Genomic DNA, 16,414 nt, shown 5'->3' on the forward strand with positions numbered 1-16,414 from the left:
GAATTTAGCGACTTAATTGAAACGTCTTCCCACATTCAGAGGTATGTATGAAATATATTTATCGCAGTATTTTATTGGTTGGATTTTTATTAGTTGGATGCTCAAGCAATAAAGCTCCAACATCTCAGTCAGCAACAGATGTCTCTCAAACTCAAGTAGATAGCGTTTTGAAAAAAATACAGGTATGCCTATCCGAGGTTAACCAGACTGAAGATGCAAAGTACGTTGATCAGAAAATCATTGCCCTGTTACCAAACAACCCCAATGCAAAGACATTATTTAATTCAAGTGACAAGATTAGTTCAGAGCAGGCTGTAATTCTTACTCGATTCCAAGAATCTACTTTGAGATGTCAGGTAATAGCAAAGGAATTACCGTCACCTGATTTAGTGGCTGTCTATAGCAATTACTACGAAAAAATTGGTGATGTCTATAAAGATTTAATTGGCCAGAAGATCACAATTGGTGTCGCCAACCAAGAGCGAGCTATGCGTATTCAATATGCTAGATCACGGTGGGCGCAAATCATGAAAGAGCATAAGGTAGCTAATTAAATGATGTCTTCCGAGTATCGGTTTGTATGCCGATCTTGTAGTTATGAATGCGTTTCTGGGATTGGTGCCGAAAGAGGGCCTCTATTCTCTAAGGCTGCAATGGTATGTAGCTCTTGTAAAGAGGTTGCAACCTGCACGGTTCCCAATCCTGGGACATTTTTAGACCCGCCAGAGGAGTCTTCTGTTTGCAAATCTTGCCATTCTGCAAACCATTTGACTCCTTGGGATGGTTTGACATGTCCACATTGCAGGAGGCGAATGAGAGCAATCGGCCCGAATACGAAAGCGGAACGACCATTTAAGTATTGGTAGCAATATGAACAAAAGACTGTTTGACAGTCTTTTGTTTAACTAACTTATATAGTGCTGGGTAAAATTATTTTGTTCCTTGCCCAATGAGTACACCATTTAGGGTGGTCCCATAAAGGTTAACACCATCATCGGCATGGAATCGCTTACGCGTTTTTTCAATATCCCCATCAATCAGCCTCGGATCTTGGGGGCGTTCGTGCATATTCACATAAGCAGCAACATCCCAGGCTTCAACATCGGATAATGTTTCACCACGGCCAAGAGGCATATTGTGTTGAATGAATCCGGCTGCAGTATTAATACGGTGCATTCCGGCTCCCCAGTTATAAGAGTCTTTGCCCCACAGCGGCGGAAAGACATAGTTCACGCCAACTTTTTTGCCTTCCCCATTTTCACCATGGCAAATTGCGCACTGCTTTTCGTAAACCACTTTTCCGCGCGCAATATCAAATCCTCCTTTGGGTGGTTGAGGTTCATCAAAACCTCTGCCTGGAAGCGCTTTCCCAGTTGGCGCTCCTGTTGATAACCAATAAGAATAGGTAGTAAGAGCAAGAATAATTTCGCCATCAGCTGGCGGTGGAGTGCCATTCATGCTGTATGAAAAACAACCTTGCAACCTTTCTGCGTAGGTGTTTACTTTATTATTTTTTTTGCGATACGCAGGGTACATTGGATAAGCACCCCACATTGGGGATGAGTTTGCTTTTCTACCTCGATCTAAATGGCAATTCACACAATTCATCTCATTGCCAACATTTTGAGGGGCAAGCGCCTTTGTATTAACAAATAGCGCCTCTCCCTTACGAACCAAATCCCCAAAGGCATTGTTTTGTAGATCTGAATCCTTAGGCGGTTGGAAGTATTTTTCACTACTTAATTTGTTGGGTGCTGCAGGAATCTGTGTTTGATCATCCAGCTTGCTTTTATCTGCGGCGTAAATAGCGGTGCACAAAAATAGTGATATCAAGGCAATGCAATGTTTGGAGTAATTTTTCATATCTCAATACATCTCATGAATATTTATTGTTAGTAGAGTGAATTTTTATCTCAAGCGATGCTGAGATTCATCAAAGGGTTCTGTTGAATCACCAAGACTGCCAAAGTACTCAGATACGGCTTTAATTTGCGCTTCTGTAAGGCTGGCAGCAATGTGTTGCATTAGATGATTAGGATCATTGTGTCTTGTTGCAGGAATATTGCTAGTCTTTTTTGGTGTTGTTAATTTTTGCTCTCTCCATGCATTCAATTGATTTTCAAGATACAAGGGAGATTGACCTGCAAGAGGTGGGAATGAATCACCTACGCCAACACCATCTGGGCCATGACAAAGCGTGCATTCAGGAATATTTTTATTCCACTCCCCACGTGTAGCAATCCAAGCGCCGCTGCCTTGTACTGGATTGGATTTAGTGGAGTTGTTGACATTGACTTTAGGCCGCTTGGAATAGGCAATTGCAAGTTCTTTAATTTCCTCATCAGATAGGGCTTTAGCAATCGGCCCCATTACTGGATTCTCTCTTGCCCCACTTCTAAAGTCGTAGAGTTGCTTTTCAATATATGGGGCTGGTAGACCAGATAACCTTGGAAATCCAGAGGAGGGCATTCCCTTTCCATCTGCTCCATGACAGGCGATGCAAGGCATTGCTGCTGGATTTGAACCGCCGTGAACCATGATGGCTTCCCCGTCTGCTGCAAATCCACTAATGGGTAATAGGGCCCAGATAACAATGAAATAGACGATTCTAAGTATTTGCATATTTATATTTCCCAACTGCCTATGATTTAATATATATTATGATATATTATAAATTAGTAAATTAAAAGGAGAAATTGCATGTCTGAGACAAAAATTTCAAACCTACCTCAGCCTTATTGGAACCCCTTGGTAGCGGGTATTTTGCTTGGAATGGTATTGCTGACGACTTTTGTCATAACCGGTCATGGGCTGGGGGCAACTGGCTTTACTACTCGTTTGACTGCTTGGTTGGGAATGAACCTTGCTCCAGTAGCCACAAGTGCAAATGATTATTTGGGTGGAATGGTAGAGGATGGCAAGCCATTAAATGCCTGGATTACATGGCAGGTGGCTGGTGTTGCTATAGGCGCCCTTATTTCCGCTTATTTTGCCCACAGGATTCAGTTTCAGATGGATGGGCGCAAATTCTTGGGGGGATCTAAGCGTCCCATTACCGCACTGATGGGTGGCGTATTGGCTGGTTTTGGTGCTCGTATTGCTGCGGGATGCACTAGTGGGTTGGGATTATCAGGGGCGGCAGTCTTAAGTCTTGCTGGATTCACATTTTTGTGCACATTCTTTGCGGTTGGCTTATTGGCCAATCGCTTTATTAAAGAGGAGAAATAATATGGAAATCATTATTTCAGGCCTTCTATTGGGCGGTGCTTTTGGTTTTGTACTGGAGCGCGCAGGGTTTGGTAATCCAAATAAGTTGACAGCTCAGTTTCGATTAACTGACTGGTCAGTTTTTAAAGTGATGTTCACGGCGATTGTTGTTGCAGCCGTTGGCTTAATGATTTTTGAAAAGCTAGGCATTGTTGCAGTGGATGAGTTGTTTGTACCACCAGCATTCTTGGGGGCCGCAGCGCTAGGTGGTGCCTTAGTAGGGGCGGGATTTGCTATAGGTGGATATTGCCCAGGTACATCAGTAGTTGGAATGATGTCTGGACGCATTGATGCAGCAATTTTCTTAATTGGCTTGCTATTTGGTACGGTCATATTTTCTGGAATATATCCAAGCATCGAAGCTTTAACGACTCTGGGTGAGTTTTCTAAGGCCGATGCTTTGCCAGCAGCTTTGAATGTTTCAAGTCTCTCTATAGATGTGGTGATGGTATTAGCAGCAGTTGGTGTTTTCTTATTTGGGTCATGGATGGAGAAAAAATCTATAGGTCCAGTGAGCTCTAAATTAAATTAATTCTTATAACTAGGAAATCTATGTCTAAAAAATCAACAGTAGCTGCACTTATATTGGCATTATCTGGTCTAGCGGCAGCTCCAATGGCGCGTGCCGCAGATACTCCTCCTGCAACAACTGGGGCAGAGCAAAAAAATCCATGTGGTCCAAAGAAGGATGCCCCAAATCCATGTGGACCTGCTAAGAAAAAGCCAGCCAATCCATGCGGCCCGTCTAATCCTTGTGGCCCTAAGAAGCGTAAAGCCGCCGAATAATTTTTAATATGCTGGTTCAATCAACTCTCTGCATGGCCGCACAAGAGATTGTGAGTGTGCAGACCCGCTATGCCAAACAAGGCAAGAGCTTATGTGAGGCTGCACTCTATGGATCAAAGCAGTTTGTTGAATGGCAGCATTACCCAAGAAATGACTTGGTAGATTCTGATAGTGGATATGAATTTTATTATCACTCTCACGAATCCGAAGGGATGCCAAATGGGGAGCATGGCCACTTTCATCTGTTTAAGCGAAGTACAAACACGCCAGAAAAATTTCATCATCTGATTGGAATTGCATTGAATCAACAAGGTTTGCCCGTCAGAATTTTTACCACTAATCAATGGGTAACGGGAGAGTCTATGGTCGACGCTAAAGCAGTCATTAAGGCATTGAGGGGATTTGATGTAGTAACCAAGGGTAGAGCAGGACCAATCGCTCGATGGGTAAGCGCATTCACTAAATTGTTTTATCTTGAAATGAAAAAGCTCATTCATCAGCGTGATGAAAGAATTAACCAACTCAAAGTCAAGGTGGGTAACCTGCCATCGGTATTACAGTCCAAGAAACATCATGTCATTACGGAATGCAAAATTGACTTACTTAATCGTCTTTCTGAGCATTTATTGGTAGTAAATTAATTAAAGGAGTTGAAATGAAAAAGATTCAATGGATGTTGGCTGTTGTCTTAAGTTCATTAATTGGGCTTGTCCATGCGATTGACTTGCCTGGCCCAGTAGTGACGGCAGATTGGCTTAGCAAAAACCAATCAGAGGTTCAAATTGTTGAGGTGAGAACAGATGCTGCTAGCTATCTAAAAACTCCAGAATTTGATGTTGATAAAAAAACCGGAAAGAAGTTCTTGGTTGAGATGGGTGGTCATATCAATAATTCAAGTCTTCTTGACTTTAAGAAGGTTAGGGTTGAGCGCGTGGTAGATGGAAAAAAAGTGAAATTTTTAATTCCAGAAAAAGCTGACTTTGAGAAGTTAATTCAATCTGCAGGCGTGAATGCGGATAAGCCAATCATTCTTGTTCCTGTTGGGCAGGATATGTCTGACGTAGATGAGGCACTGCGAACCTACTGGGAATTTAAGGTTTATGGAGAAGATCGGGTAGCTGTATTAGATGGTGGTATTGCTGGCTGGCTCAACGAAGGCCGGGAGTTCACCACTACTAATTCACAAAAAGCCGATGGAAACTGGGTAGCAAAAGCATACCGCAAAGAATTGATCGCCAGCTCAGATGAGGTCGCTGCAGCATCCAAAACTGGCAAACCACAGTTACTTGATGCACGTCAGCCAGCCCAGTATTGGGGTGTTGCAAAGAGTCCTTCGGTATTGACTTATGGCCATATTGCCGGCGCAAAGGAATTGGCCCCTGAGTTGCTAGCTAAACCAAGTAATGGAGCGCTATATTTCTGGAGTAAGAATACTTATGAGGCATTAATGGCTGGTAATGGTCTTAGCAATAAGGCTCCAACTATTACTTACTGCAATACCGGTCATTTGGCTGCGGGAGGGTGGTTTGTAATGTCTGAATTGGTCGGCAATAAATCTACAAAGTTATATGATGGTTCTTTACATCTTTGGACTCTCGAGGGGCGTCCATTAGTAGGTGTGCCTTTAAATTAACAGTTTAAAAATATGACAACCATTCAATCAAAAATTAACTTAAAGAAAATGCAAGCTTCAGCTGATGAGGCTTGTCGTTTAATGAAGGTGTTAGCAAATCGCGACCGCATGCTTTTGCTATGTGAAATCAGTCAAGGCGAGAAATGTGTCGGAGAGCTTGAAGAGGCTCTTGATATTCATCAGCCTACCCTTTCGCAGCAATTGACGGTATTGCGAAATGAAGAGTTGGTTAAAACTAGGAGAGAGGGTAAGCAGATTTATTACTCACTCTCAAGTAGTGAGGCATTAGAAGTTATGAGCGTTCTTTATAAAAATTATTGTGGTAAATAAAAAGGGGTATTAATATGAAATGTAACGTCGGTGGTATTGATCGTGTATTGCGTATCATTGTTGGCTTAGCATTAATTGGAATGACTATTGCTGGCATGATTGGTGTTTGGGGTTGGATTGGTGTTGTACCTTTGGCTACAGGCTTATTCAAGTTCTGCCCTCTATATCCAATTCTTGGAATTAATTCCTGCGGAACCGGTTCTGGCGGTGGTGGTTGCTGCAAGTAAGTGTTAATGAGGCATTCTGAGTCAAGGAATGCCTCATGGCTTTACCCCCAGAAGAGTCCCATGCAAATTAGTAGGGCATATAGGTGGACTCCTATTATATTTAGAGGAATGATCCAGCTTTGCTTGGTTCGATCCAGCGGGAATGCTCGCAGCTGAATTGCGCAAAAGATGAAAATTGGCGCCATTACTAAGGTAATCAGCGTTGATATATATGTCTGTTTATAAAAAATACTAATCGCTTGCAATATATATGCAGACATGAAGATGACTGAATACCACTTCCATAACTTGTGCGGTAAGGTTTTCACGGCAATTGTTTCTTTGCTAGAGTTTCTATCTGCCTCAATATCAGGTATCTGATTTAAGAACAAAATATTTGCAACCATTAGCCCATAAGCAAGCGCAAGCGGTATTAGGGCAAGATTGACTTGGCCATTTTGCAGCACTGAAAAACCAATAACGACTAGACTCCAGGCGCTTGCTATCGCTATTTCACCTAATATTCCACGGGACATTAGCTTTAATGGTGGTGCCGAGTAAGACCAACCAAAAAAGACGCCGGTAATTCCGATGGCAAGTAATTTCCATGTGCTGGTGTAGCAAAGATAGAGCCCAATCAATGCAGATAAGGCGAGCAATACAATGCTAAGGCGAAAAATTTCTCCCGGGCTGAAAACGTTATCCTGGATAAAGCGGCTGCCACCCGTAAAGGGGCTAATTCTATTGATATTGATAAGGTCAGTTCCATTTAAATAATCAAAATAGTCATTTAATAAATTAGATGATGCATGAATCATTAGGACTGCTAATACAGCGAGAGAATTTAAGGACCATGCCACACTTAGGCTGCTGCTTAGAAATCCTATCCAACATCCGAGTAGCGTAATAACCAGGAATGTTGGTCTAGTTGCCAAAAAGTATTTAAAAAGTTGGTTCAATTAAATTGCCCACTCATTTTGGATGGAGGGAGGTGAAGATTATTGAAGAAATATTTGATAACGGTTCACTTCAAGCGGCATGAAGTTATCTGTGTTAAGTTAAGTGTAAGACTTTCTCTTTAGTTACCCTGTTTATTTTAAATGCACCATACTAGTAGATTCGATGAAAACAATAGAAATTAAAAATGCCTGGCAAGGTGAGAGTGATTGTGAAAATTGCTCCATTAGAAGTTCTGCGCTATTTGCGGAGTTGAATGAGGAAGATTTTTCAAAAATACATTCCCCAATCGATGATCTTAGCTTTGAAGCTTATGCGGGAATCTATCAGCAAGGGGACAAGGCAGGCTCGCTTTATACCTTACGTAATGGCTATATTAAGATCTTGCATATTAATTCTGATGGGTCTGAGCGAATCGTTAGAATTGTTCTGCCCGGAAATCTGTTTGGTATGGAGGCGCTGCTTGGTGAAGCCTATGAGCACTCCGCTTATGCCTTGACGAATGTCCATCTGTGTAGAATCCCAAAAAATATCATTTCAACCTTAGGTGAAGAGTCGCCAAGATTGCATCGTCAAATTGTAAAGAAGTGGGGTGAAGCGCTGCTTCAGTCAGAATCCTGGTTTTCTGAAATCAATACCGGAAGAATTGAGGTGCGATTGGCGCGATTCTTTTTGAAGCTTGCTAAAGAGTCCGGCTCGTTCGCAATTGCGCCTCTTTTTAAGCGGGAGGATATGGGTCTGATGATGGATGTGAAGTGCGAAACAATTAGCAGAGCTTTAGCATCAATGGCTGAACAAGGATTAATCTCCAATATCACTAGGCTATCGGTGCAAATTCCAAACCTAGAACTCCTACGACAGTTTTCTAAGCGCGGAGTTTAGAGTGGAGGCATAAAAAAGGCTGCCTAAGCAGCCTTTTGGGGGCATTGAAGTATTAAGCCTTCTTAGCGTAAGCAGAGCACCAGCCTTTGCTAGATACTTGCTTACCAGCAAACAATGGGCAACCGCCAGCAGCAGCACCAGCTTTACCTTGGAACAAAGCGCAGTTACCGCACTCTTGACCAGCAGCGTATTTAGCGTATTTCGCTTTATCTACCTTAGTAGCATCAGACTTGTAACCCAAAGCAGTAGCTTGTGGATCAGTATCAGCAACCATAGCTTGAGCTTGAACTTTGCTGTTGAGTGCTAGAGTGCAGGCACCAGCAGCAGACATGATAATAAATTGACGACGAGATGATTTCATATTTTCTCCGGGTTAGGTAAAGCATTTGTAAATGAGACTAAGTGCAACTAAAAAAGTAAAGACAGAAAAGATTTGCTGAACTCGTGGACCACTAATATTTTTCTCTAATACTTTTCCAATTAGAAGACCCACAAGAGAACCTACTGCAAAGGGCGCGGCAATAGTTAAGTCCAGCGTGCCAGATACCAGCGACACCGCTGCACCTCCTGCAGAGACGATTGCTAGCACACCTAAAGAAGTTGCCACAATAGCCTTCATTGGCAGGTCAGTAAATTTCTTGAGAGAAGGAACGATAATGAAGCCGCCTCCTACGCCCAATAAACCCGAAAGAAATCCAGCAAAAGCTCCCGCAAGCATCAGGGATCGAGCGCAAGGAACGGTCCAGATGAGTTTGCCTATAGACATATCTAATTGACAAGGCGGTGGTTTGGTAAGCTCTGGTGCTTTACCTGCTATGGTTTGCGTTGCCTGCACAAACATTTTCGCAGCAACATAAATTAATACCGCACTAAAAAGTAAAAGCATTGGTGTATTGGGTGCGCGTTGTGCTACCCATAAACCCAATGGCGAAAGAATGAGGCCGCAAATCGCCATAAACATAGCCGCCTTGTAGCGAAGTACTTTGGCATTCAATCCAATAACAGCGCCAACTCCCGCAGAAATAGCAATAGCAGTTAAGGCAATGGGCCCCGCTTCGGACATTGGCATATGAAAAGCAAAGACGAGTAGCGGAACAGAAAGAATTCCGCCTCCTGCGCCAGTGAGGCCCATCAGAATACCTACGAATGCCCCGAGTGCTGAGGCAATGAACAAGCTATCCATTGTTAGTTTTCAAATGGACGTGCAAGCCATTCTCTGCCCTTGAGCATTGCGTTCCAATATAGCCAAGGAAGCACATCTTTTTTTAGAATCCATGCTAACTTAGTTGCTTTAAGTGGATTAATTAACCAAGGGAAGGTTGGCATCAACTTGCCACCAAAACCAAATTCAGCCAAAACAATTTTTCCTCTTTCAACAGTCAGAGGGCAAGATCCATATCCATCATATTTGAGAGGCATTGGTTTCTTGGAGCGAGAAGCCAAAAGATTTTCTGCAACCACTACTACTTGTTTTCTAGCTGCTGCTGCAGTTTTTGAATTCGGTGAGGAGCAGCAATCTCCGAGGGCAAAAATATTCGGATATCGCGTATGCTGCAGACTAAATTGATCTACCTCTACCCAGCCATCAGCATTAGCAATAGGGCTTCCAATCAAGCAATCTTGTGGCCCTTGTGGGGGAACTACATGAAGCATATCAAATGTTTTCTCTACTTGAGTCACATTGCCATCAGCATCCTTTACTGCAAAGATCGCTTTTTTATTGGGGCCATCGACTGAAACGAGGTTGCAATTGAAATTCAAAGTTGCGTTATATTTTTTTACATACTCCATGAGTGGAGGCACAAAATCTGCAACACCAAAAAGGGCTGCTCCAGCATTATTTAATTCAACTTCAATATTTTTTAGATTTCCTTGTTTCTCCCATTCATAGCAAGAGAGATACATTGCTTTTTGAGGTGCGCCTGGACATTTAATGGGCATGGGCGGCTGTGTAAATATGGCTTTGCCAGATTTCATTTGTTTGACCAGCTCCCATGTGTAAGGAGAGTAGTCATAACTGTAATTTGATGTGACTCCATTTTTACCGATTGCTTCTACAAGCCCCGGGATTGCATCCCATTTAATTTTTAATCCGGTAGTCACCGCTAAATATTGGTATTTGACTGGCGCGCCATTCTGAACCATGACTTCATTGGCGTTGGGATTGAATCCGGCAATTTTGTCCTTAATCCAAACGACACCAGGAGGGATGATGTCCTTTGTTTTTTTCTTACTATTTTTTACATTAAATGCTCCACCGCCCACTAATGTCCATGATGGCTGGTAATAGTGGTCTTCAGAGGGCTCAATAATGGCTATTTTTAATGATTGGTCACGACTCTTAAGGCTCGCAGCTAAGCCAATACCCGCCGCACCACCACCAGCAATAAGTACGTCAAATTCATCCATTTGTAGCTTTTTATTCATCTTCTCTTTCTTCCTTGCTCAATGGTTATAAGGAGATAGTCTCTATATAACTAATAGTTATATGCTTATAAGGGTTAGTTATTAGTGTGTTTTTACCAGCAATATTAAATAATTGCACTAGGAAATATTACTTAGGCGAAATTGAAATGAATCCAGTTGTAAAAGGCTTTTTTGATCCAGATACCTGGACCGTAACGTATGTTGTTTATGAAAAAGTAGGGTCTCCTTGCATCATTATTGATTCAGTTCTGAGTTATGACCCTAAATCAGGACGTACTCATACCAAGATGGCAGATGAAGTCATCGAATTTATTAAGAAAAATGATCTAAAAACCGAATGGATTCTAGAAACGCATGCGCATGCGGATCACGTTACTGCTGCACCATATTTGAAATTGAAGCTTGGTGGCAAAGTTGCTATTGGGGATCATATTTCAGTAGTGCAGGGGGTATTCAAAGGGATTTTTAATCTAGAAAATACATTTCCTACTGATGGCTCTCAATTTGACCGTCTCCTTAAGGATGGTGAAGAGATTCATTTTGGTAACCTGAGTTTGAAGGCCATGTTTGTTCCTGGGCATACTCCTGCGTGTATGGCATATCAAGTTGGTGATGCCATATTCGTTGGTGACACTATGTTTATGCCCGATGTAGGTACTGCTCGTTGTGATTTCCCCGGTGGAGATGCCCATGTCTTGTATCAATCAATGAAGAAGATACTAAGCTTTCCTCCGCAGACCCGTTTGTTTATGTGCCATGACTATCCGCCAAATGGTCGACCAGTTAATTTTGAAACTACTGTTGCAGAAGAGAGAAAGTCAAATATTCATATGCATGACGGCATTTCTGAAGAGCAGTTCATTGAGATGCGCACAAAGCGTGATGCCACTTTAGAGATGCCGGTCCTTATTCTTCCTGCTATTCAAGTCAATATTCGAGCTGGTGAATTTCCACCTAAAGAAGCGAATGGAATCGCTTATCTCAAGATTCCAGTTAACGCCCTTTAAAGAATTTAAGAACCCTATTTAGTACTTATATTTACAGGAGTTTTTCCTTAATGTCAGATCCAAAACGAAGAGGTCAAATTCAGAAGGCCCCTGAAAACTTTTTATCTCAAGATCTTATTGCTGATTTAAATAAAAACGGCATGGACAATACACGTCGCGGCTTTATGCGAAATGGTTTCATGGCCGCTGTAGGTGGTGCGGTAGGTTTGGGTACATCCATGAATGCTCTTGCATCATCAGAAGGTGATCCAGCAATTCTCGAGAAGCAAGTTTGGCAGACTACTTTAGGTAAAAACGTTGCCACAATGCCTTATGGCACACCATCTATTTACGAGGCGAACTTGATTCGTCGCGAATCGCCAGGATTGACAAGGGTATCTGCGGCATCAGTTGCATTCACGCCACTACAAGGTTTGTTTGGAATCATTACGCCAAATGGTTTACATTTTGAAAGGCAGCATCAGGGTTGGTACAACATTGATCCTGAGAAGCATCGTTTAATGGTAAATGGTTTAGTTAAGAACAATCGTGTGTTTACGATGAATGATTTGATGCGCTTACCATCAGTTTCGCGCATTCATTTTATTGAATGTGGAGCAAATACCGGCTTGGAGTGGGGTAATGTTGCAGTACCAACTGTGCAGTACACCCATGGAATGCTCTCTTGCTGTGAATTTACCGGCGTTCCTCTCTCAGTGCTTTTGGAGGAGTGTGGTGCTGACCTCAAAAAAGGAAAATATTTGTTGGCGGAAGGTGGAGACGGTTCGGGAATGACCCGAACCATTAATTTAGAAGATGTCTTAAATGACGCTATTGTTGCGTGGGGCATGAACGGAGAAATGCTCCGTCCCGAAAACGGCTTTCCTTTGCGCTTAGTCGTTCCTGGAGTTCAGGGTGTTAGTTGGGTTAAGTGGTTGCGTCGCTTAGAGGTTGGCGATATGCCCTATGCAACCAAGGACGAGGCTGTTCATTACAACGATTTAATGCCCGATGGGCTGGCACGTCAATACACCTCGATACAGGAATGCAAGTCAGTGATCACAACGCCTTCAGGTGGCCAGCAATTGTTGGACAAAGGCTTTTATAACGTCAGCGGATTGGCGTGGTCCGGAAGAGGAAAGATCAAGCGAGTAGATGTTTCTTTCGATGGTGGAAATAATTGGAAAACTGCTCGCTTAGAAACCCCAGTTCTCACAAAGGCGCTCACTCGTTTCAATATTAATTGGGTGTGGGATGGTGCACCAGCTATTTTGCAGTCACGAGCCATTGATGACACGGGTTACGTGCAACCGTCAATCAAGCTCTTAAGAGATGTGCGTGGTACGCGATCTATTTATCACAACAACGCTATTCAATCTTGGAAAGTTGGTACAAACGGGGAGGTTAGCAATGTTCAAGTTGGCTAAAGTTGCAAAATTCACTCTGTTTGCAGTTACAACATTTTTTGCGGTTGGTTCAGTGGTTGCGCAGAATTCGAGCACGCACTATCCAGGCATCGGCAGAGACGCTACGCCGGCAGAAGTTGCGGCCTGGGATATTGATGTTCGACCAGACTTTAAAGGACTTCCCAAGGGATCTGGTTCGGTAGAAAAAGGTCAGCAACTCTGGGAAGCAAAGTGCTCTGTTTGTCATGGTACGTTTGGTGAGTCTAACGAGATATTTACGCCCATCATTGGTGGAACAACCACGGATGATATTAAAACGGGCAGGGTAGCTTCCCTTTCGGATAGAAAGCAGCCCCAAAGGACAACCATTATGAAAGTGGCGACAGTTTCTTCATTGTGGGATTACATCTATCGTGCAATGCCTTGGAATGCTCCGCGCTCACTCACGCCGGATGACACCTTTGCATTGGTGGCTTACTTATTAAATATGGCGGAAGTAGTGCCTGATGATTTCGTGCTTAGCAACACTAATATTGCTGAAGTACAAAAACGAATGCCAAACCGAAATGGTATGACTTTGAAGCATGGCTTGTGGAATTCCAAAGGCACACCAGATGTTCACGCTACTGCTTGCATGACCAACTGTGTGCAATTCGTTCAAATTGGTTCAGAGTTGCCCGATTACGCACGAAATGCTCACGGAAACATTGCAGAGCAGAATCGCCAATATGGCCCATTCCGCGGATCTGACTCTACAAAACCACCCCTGACTAAGTTACCAGGCGCTTCAGCCGAAGGTTTAGCTCATGCATCTGAAACACATGCTTCTAAAAAGGGGCCGGCTGAATTGTTTAAGAGCGAGAACTGCACGGCTTGCCATGCAATGAGCACTAAGCTGGTTGGTCCTTCCGTTGCCGACATTGCTGCTAAATATCAAGGGCAAAGTGGGGCTTTGGATACGCTAATGGCTAAGGTTAAGAATGGAGGTTCAGGAGTTTGGGGACCAATTCCGATGCCAGCTCAGTCTCAATTGTCTGATGAAGATCGTAAGGCGCTCGTGACTTGGGTGCTTTCTGGAGGTAAATAAGAAGTACCCAATAAATAGCCAGTATGGTTTATTGGAAAGTAGATAATGTATTCACGTTAAGAGCTTAAAAAAAGGAGTTTTTTATGAATCAGCAGCGACGCAGTTTATTAAAGTATTCAGCCGTTTTTGGCTTGATGGCTTCTGCAGGCCTCATTAGTGTGGCTCAAGCACAAGAGTGGAACAAAGCCGCTTTTGAGGGCAAAGGTTTAGATGATGTATTCAAAATATTGGGTGCTGGCAGCCCTGATAAATCAGCTGCCGTTACCTTAAATGCTCCGGATATCGCCGAAAATGGCGCGGTTGTTCCTGTAGGCATTACAACCACGCTCAAGGCTGAACAAATGGCTATCCTGGTTGAAAAGAATCCTAGCGCTTTGGCTGCTCAATTCTTTATTCCTGCTGGCACAGAGCCATTCATTACTACGCGTATAAAGATGGGTCAAACTTCCAATGTATATGCTTTAGTTAAAGCGGATGGTAAATGGAGTATGGCTGTTAAGGAAGTCAAAGTAACTTTGGGCGGATGTGGCGGTTAAGCTCACCCAATCTGTATAAACATTTAACTAATTACTAGATTACAAGAGGAACATATGTCTGATCCAATGCGCGTAAGAGCAGCCGAAAACGGTGGAATTGTGGATGTAAAAATTTTGATGAAGCATGATATGGAGTCTGGCCAGCGTAAAGACGCATCAGGAAAAGTAATTCCTGCATGGCACATCACCACCATCAATGTAAAAGCTAATGGCAAAGATGTTTTAAATGCTCAATTTGGTCCAGCAGTATCTAAGGATCCATTTTTGAACTTTAAATACAAGGGTGCTAAAGGCGACAAAATTGTAGTTAGCTGGCTGGATAATAAGGGCGATAAGCGTACTGACGAAGCTACTGCTTCTTAAGTATTGCCTCCTATTATTGCCTTCATAGTTTTGAAAGGGAAACAAATGCATCGTAAATTCACCTTGGGCTTGGCCCTAGGAATATTAGCAGCGAGCTTATCGATTTCATCTTCAGTGTTTGCCCAAACAGCTTCTGATGAGATCGCAAAGTATCGTGAGATGATTGCTGATGGAAATCCTTCAGAACTATATGAGGCTGCTGGCGAAGATCTTTGGAAGAAACCTACTGGCCCCAAAAATGCCACGCTAGAAAAGTGTGACTTAGGCCTTGGACCAGGAGTTGTGAAGGGCGCGGCAGCGCAGTTGCCGCGTTACTTCAAAGATACCAATAGAGTGCAAGATCTTGAGTCGCGCTTGATGACTTGTATGCAGAACTTGCAAGGTCGTAACCCAAAAGAAATGATTGATGCACCATTTCAAGTGGGCCCCAAAAAGGACATGGAGGCTATTGTTGCTTACGTCGTCACTTTGTCTAAAGGTGAAAAGATTAATGTCAGCACCAATCACCCAAAAGAAAAAGAGATGTATGAGCTCGGTAAGCGTGCATTTTATTTCGAAGGCGGCCCTATGGACTTCTCATGTGCATCGTGTCATGGAGAAAATGGTAAACGCATTCGCTTGCAGGATCTCCCCAATTTGACGACTCAGAAGGGCGCAGCGATGGGATGGGGTTCTTGGCCTGCATATCGCGTATCTAGCGGCCAATTTTGGACCATGCAACAACGTTTAAATGATTGCTATCGTCAACAGCGCTTCCCATTCCCAATTTATGCCTCCGATGTCACCATAGCGTTATCTATGTATATGGCAAAGAATGCCAATGGTGGAATAGTAGAGACCCCTGGTTTGAAGCGTTAATGGATAAGAGATAGAGAAAATGAAAACTAAGAACATTAAATCCATCTTCGCTTTTACCGGAATAGCTTTAACTCTGGTTTTAACGCAGGGTAGTGTCTTTGCTCAACAACAAAATGATCCTAAATTTAACAAAATGATGAAGGATGGTTTTAGGGCTGAGGGTATTGCTGGTTTAGATCGCATTCAACAAGATGAAACACAAAAGTTTTGCTCTGACCCTGTATTTGCTAGTAGTGAAAAAGCCCAAGGGATGCGTGAAAAGATCCAAAAAATCAATATGGATGATATTAAGCAGCCATCTGATGGCAAGTACATTGGTGACTGGAAAAAGGGTGAAGCGATTGCCCAAAGCGGTCGTGGTGCCACTTGGACTGACAAAGCTGATACTCCAATTGGCGGCGGTTGTTATAACTGCCATCAAATCGATAAGAAAGAAATTTCTTATGGAACGATTGGGCCTTCTCTTTGGAACTATGGAAAGTTACGCGGTAACTCTCAAGAGTTAGTGGTTTATACCTGGAATCGGATCAATAATTCAAAGGCATATAACGCTTGTAGCAATATGCCTCGGTTTGCTCATTTTAAGCTCTTGAATGAGCAGCAAATTCAAGATTTGATGGCATTGCTATTGGATCCAACTTCACCAGTTAATCAATAAATAAATGAAAGACAGGCCGATAGGCCTGTTTT

The 16,414-nt window shown here is 42.9% G+C and carries 22 protein-coding genes; 16 read left to right on the forward strand and 6 right to left on the reverse strand.

From position 1 onward, the window contains the following. The first annotated feature begins 47 nt into the window (after positions 1 to 47). A complete protein-coding gene (locus PNUC_RS04090; protein WP_011902628.1) occupies positions 48 to 554 on the forward strand; it encodes a hypothetical protein in 507 nt (168 codons plus the stop codon). Between the two features lie 376 nt (positions 555 to 930). Here the strand turns inward: PNUC_RS04090 and PNUC_RS04095 are convergent, their stop codons facing one another. Next, positions 931 to 1,863 (reverse strand): c-type cytochrome, encoded by a 933-nt coding sequence (locus PNUC_RS04095; protein WP_011902629.1) that lies wholly within the window; start codon positions 1,861 to 1,863, stop codon positions 931 to 933. Positions 1,864 to 1,908: 45 nt separating this feature from the next. After that, a complete protein-coding gene (locus PNUC_RS04100; RefSeq protein ID WP_011902630.1) occupies positions 1,909 to 2,622 on the reverse strand; it encodes a c-type cytochrome in 714 nt (237 codons plus the stop codon). 78 nt (positions 2,623 to 2,700) lie between these two features. On the opposite strand from PNUC_RS04100, the gene PNUC_RS04105 reads away from it, so the two are divergent. From PNUC_RS04105 to PNUC_RS04135, 7 genes are read left to right on the forward strand one after another with little or no spacing between them, the layout of a single operon-like run. Next, a complete protein-coding gene (locus tag PNUC_RS04105) occupies positions 2,701 to 3,228 on the forward strand; it encodes a YeeE/YedE thiosulfate transporter family protein (protein WP_011902631.1) in 528 nt (175 codons plus the stop codon). A 1-nt stretch (position 3,229) separates the two neighbouring features. Beyond that, positions 3,230 to 3,799 (forward strand): DUF6691 family protein, encoded by a 570-nt coding sequence (locus PNUC_RS04110; protein ID WP_011902632.1) that lies wholly within the window; start codon positions 3,230 to 3,232, stop codon positions 3,797 to 3,799. Between the two features lie 20 nt (positions 3,800 to 3,819). Beyond that, positions 3,820 to 4,053, forward strand: a complete 234-nt coding sequence (locus PNUC_RS04115; protein ID WP_048812081.1) for a hypothetical protein — start codon at positions 3,820 to 3,822, stop codon at positions 4,051 to 4,053. Between the two features lie 32 nt (positions 4,054 to 4,085). After that, positions 4,086 to 4,694: a DUF6969 family protein gene (locus PNUC_RS04120; RefSeq protein WP_143070029.1), complete on the forward strand. Its 609-nt coding sequence runs from the start codon at positions 4,086 to 4,088 to the stop codon at positions 4,692 to 4,694. 14 nt (positions 4,695 to 4,708) lie between these two features. Further along, the gene (locus tag PNUC_RS04125) at positions 4,709 to 5,686 is read left to right on the forward strand and encodes a sulfurtransferase (protein ID WP_011902635.1); all 978 of its coding nucleotides are present in this window, start codon (positions 4,709 to 4,711) and stop codon (positions 5,684 to 5,686) included. 12 nt (positions 5,687 to 5,698) lie between these two features. Then, positions 5,699 to 6,016, forward strand: a complete 318-nt coding sequence (locus tag PNUC_RS04130) for an ArsR/SmtB family transcription factor (protein WP_011902636.1) — start codon at positions 5,699 to 5,701, stop codon at positions 6,014 to 6,016. Positions 6,017 to 6,030: 14 nt separating this feature from the next. Next, a complete protein-coding gene (locus PNUC_RS04135; RefSeq protein WP_011902637.1) occupies positions 6,031 to 6,243 on the forward strand; it encodes a YgaP family membrane protein in 213 nt (70 codons plus the stop codon). Positions 6,244 to 6,284: 41 nt separating this feature from the next. On the opposite strand, the gene PNUC_RS04140 is transcribed toward PNUC_RS04135, so the two are convergent. Then, a complete protein-coding gene (locus PNUC_RS04140; RefSeq protein WP_011902638.1) occupies positions 6,285 to 7,181 on the reverse strand; it encodes a prenyltransferase in 897 nt (298 codons plus the stop codon). A gap of 163 nt (positions 7,182 to 7,344) precedes the next feature. Between PNUC_RS04140 and PNUC_RS04145 the strand changes: the two genes are divergently transcribed. Next, entirely contained in the window at positions 7,345 to 8,061 is a 717-nt protein-coding gene (locus PNUC_RS04145; protein WP_011902639.1) for a Crp/Fnr family transcriptional regulator, read from the forward strand. 52 nt (positions 8,062 to 8,113) lie between these two features. On the opposite strand, the gene PNUC_RS04150 is transcribed toward PNUC_RS04145, so the two are convergent. From PNUC_RS04150 to PNUC_RS04160, 3 genes are read right to left on the reverse strand one after another with little or no spacing between them, the layout of a single operon-like run. Further along, positions 8,114 to 8,422: a high-potential iron-sulfur protein gene (locus PNUC_RS04150; RefSeq protein WP_011902640.1), complete on the reverse strand. Its 309-nt coding sequence runs from the start codon at positions 8,420 to 8,422 to the stop codon at positions 8,114 to 8,116. Between the two features lie 12 nt (positions 8,423 to 8,434). Next, complete coding sequence (locus PNUC_RS04155; protein WP_011902641.1) at positions 8,435 to 9,244, reverse strand: sulfite exporter TauE/SafE family protein; 810 nt, start codon at positions 9,242 to 9,244, stop codon at positions 8,435 to 8,437. 2 nt (positions 9,245 to 9,246) lie between these two features. Then, a complete protein-coding gene (locus tag PNUC_RS04160; RefSeq protein WP_011902642.1) occupies positions 9,247 to 10,488 on the reverse strand; it encodes an NAD(P)/FAD-dependent oxidoreductase in 1,242 nt (413 codons plus the stop codon). Between the two features lie 146 nt (positions 10,489 to 10,634). Between PNUC_RS04160 and PNUC_RS04165 the strand changes: the two genes are divergently transcribed. The 7 genes from PNUC_RS04165 (at position 10,635) to soxX (ending at position 16,382) form a co-directional block, all read left to right on the forward strand. Then, positions 10,635 to 11,495: an MBL fold metallo-hydrolase gene (locus PNUC_RS04165; RefSeq protein WP_048812083.1), complete on the forward strand. Its 861-nt coding sequence runs from the start codon at positions 10,635 to 10,637 to the stop codon at positions 11,493 to 11,495. Positions 11,496 to 11,545: 50 nt separating this feature from the next. Beyond that, positions 11,546 to 12,901: a sulfite dehydrogenase gene (gene soxC / locus PNUC_RS04170; protein WP_011902644.1), complete on the forward strand. Its 1,356-nt coding sequence runs from the start codon at positions 11,546 to 11,548 to the stop codon at positions 12,899 to 12,901. Continuing rightward, a complete protein-coding gene (locus tag PNUC_RS04175) occupies positions 12,885 to 13,967 on the forward strand; it encodes a c-type cytochrome (protein ID WP_011902645.1) in 1,083 nt (360 codons plus the stop codon). The genes soxC and PNUC_RS04175 overlap by 17 nt, the downstream gene beginning before the upstream one ends. 83 nt (positions 13,968 to 14,050) lie before the next feature. After that, on the forward strand, positions 14,051 to 14,503 hold the full coding sequence (soxY, locus tag PNUC_RS04180; RefSeq protein WP_011902646.1) for a thiosulfate oxidation carrier protein SoxY: 453 nt from the start codon (positions 14,051 to 14,053) through the stop codon (positions 14,501 to 14,503). 54 nt (positions 14,504 to 14,557) lie between these two features. Then, positions 14,558 to 14,866 (forward strand): thiosulfate oxidation carrier complex protein SoxZ, encoded by a 309-nt coding sequence (gene soxZ / locus PNUC_RS04185; protein WP_011902647.1) that lies wholly within the window; start codon positions 14,558 to 14,560, stop codon positions 14,864 to 14,866. Between the two features lie 45 nt (positions 14,867 to 14,911). Next, complete coding sequence (gene soxA, locus PNUC_RS04190; RefSeq protein ID WP_011902648.1) at positions 14,912 to 15,724, forward strand: sulfur oxidation c-type cytochrome SoxA; 813 nt, start codon at positions 14,912 to 14,914, stop codon at positions 15,722 to 15,724. 19 nt (positions 15,725 to 15,743) lie between these two features. Then, the gene (gene soxX, locus PNUC_RS04195; RefSeq protein WP_011902649.1) at positions 15,744 to 16,382 is read left to right on the forward strand and encodes a sulfur oxidation c-type cytochrome SoxX; all 639 of its coding nucleotides are present in this window, start codon (positions 15,744 to 15,746) and stop codon (positions 16,380 to 16,382) included. Positions 16,383 to 16,414 lie beyond the last annotated feature (32 nt).

This window comes from Polynucleobacter asymbioticus QLW-P1DMWA-1, assembly GCF_000016345.1.
GTDB lineage: Bacteria > Pseudomonadota > Gammaproteobacteria > Burkholderiales > Burkholderiaceae > Polynucleobacter > Polynucleobacter asymbioticus.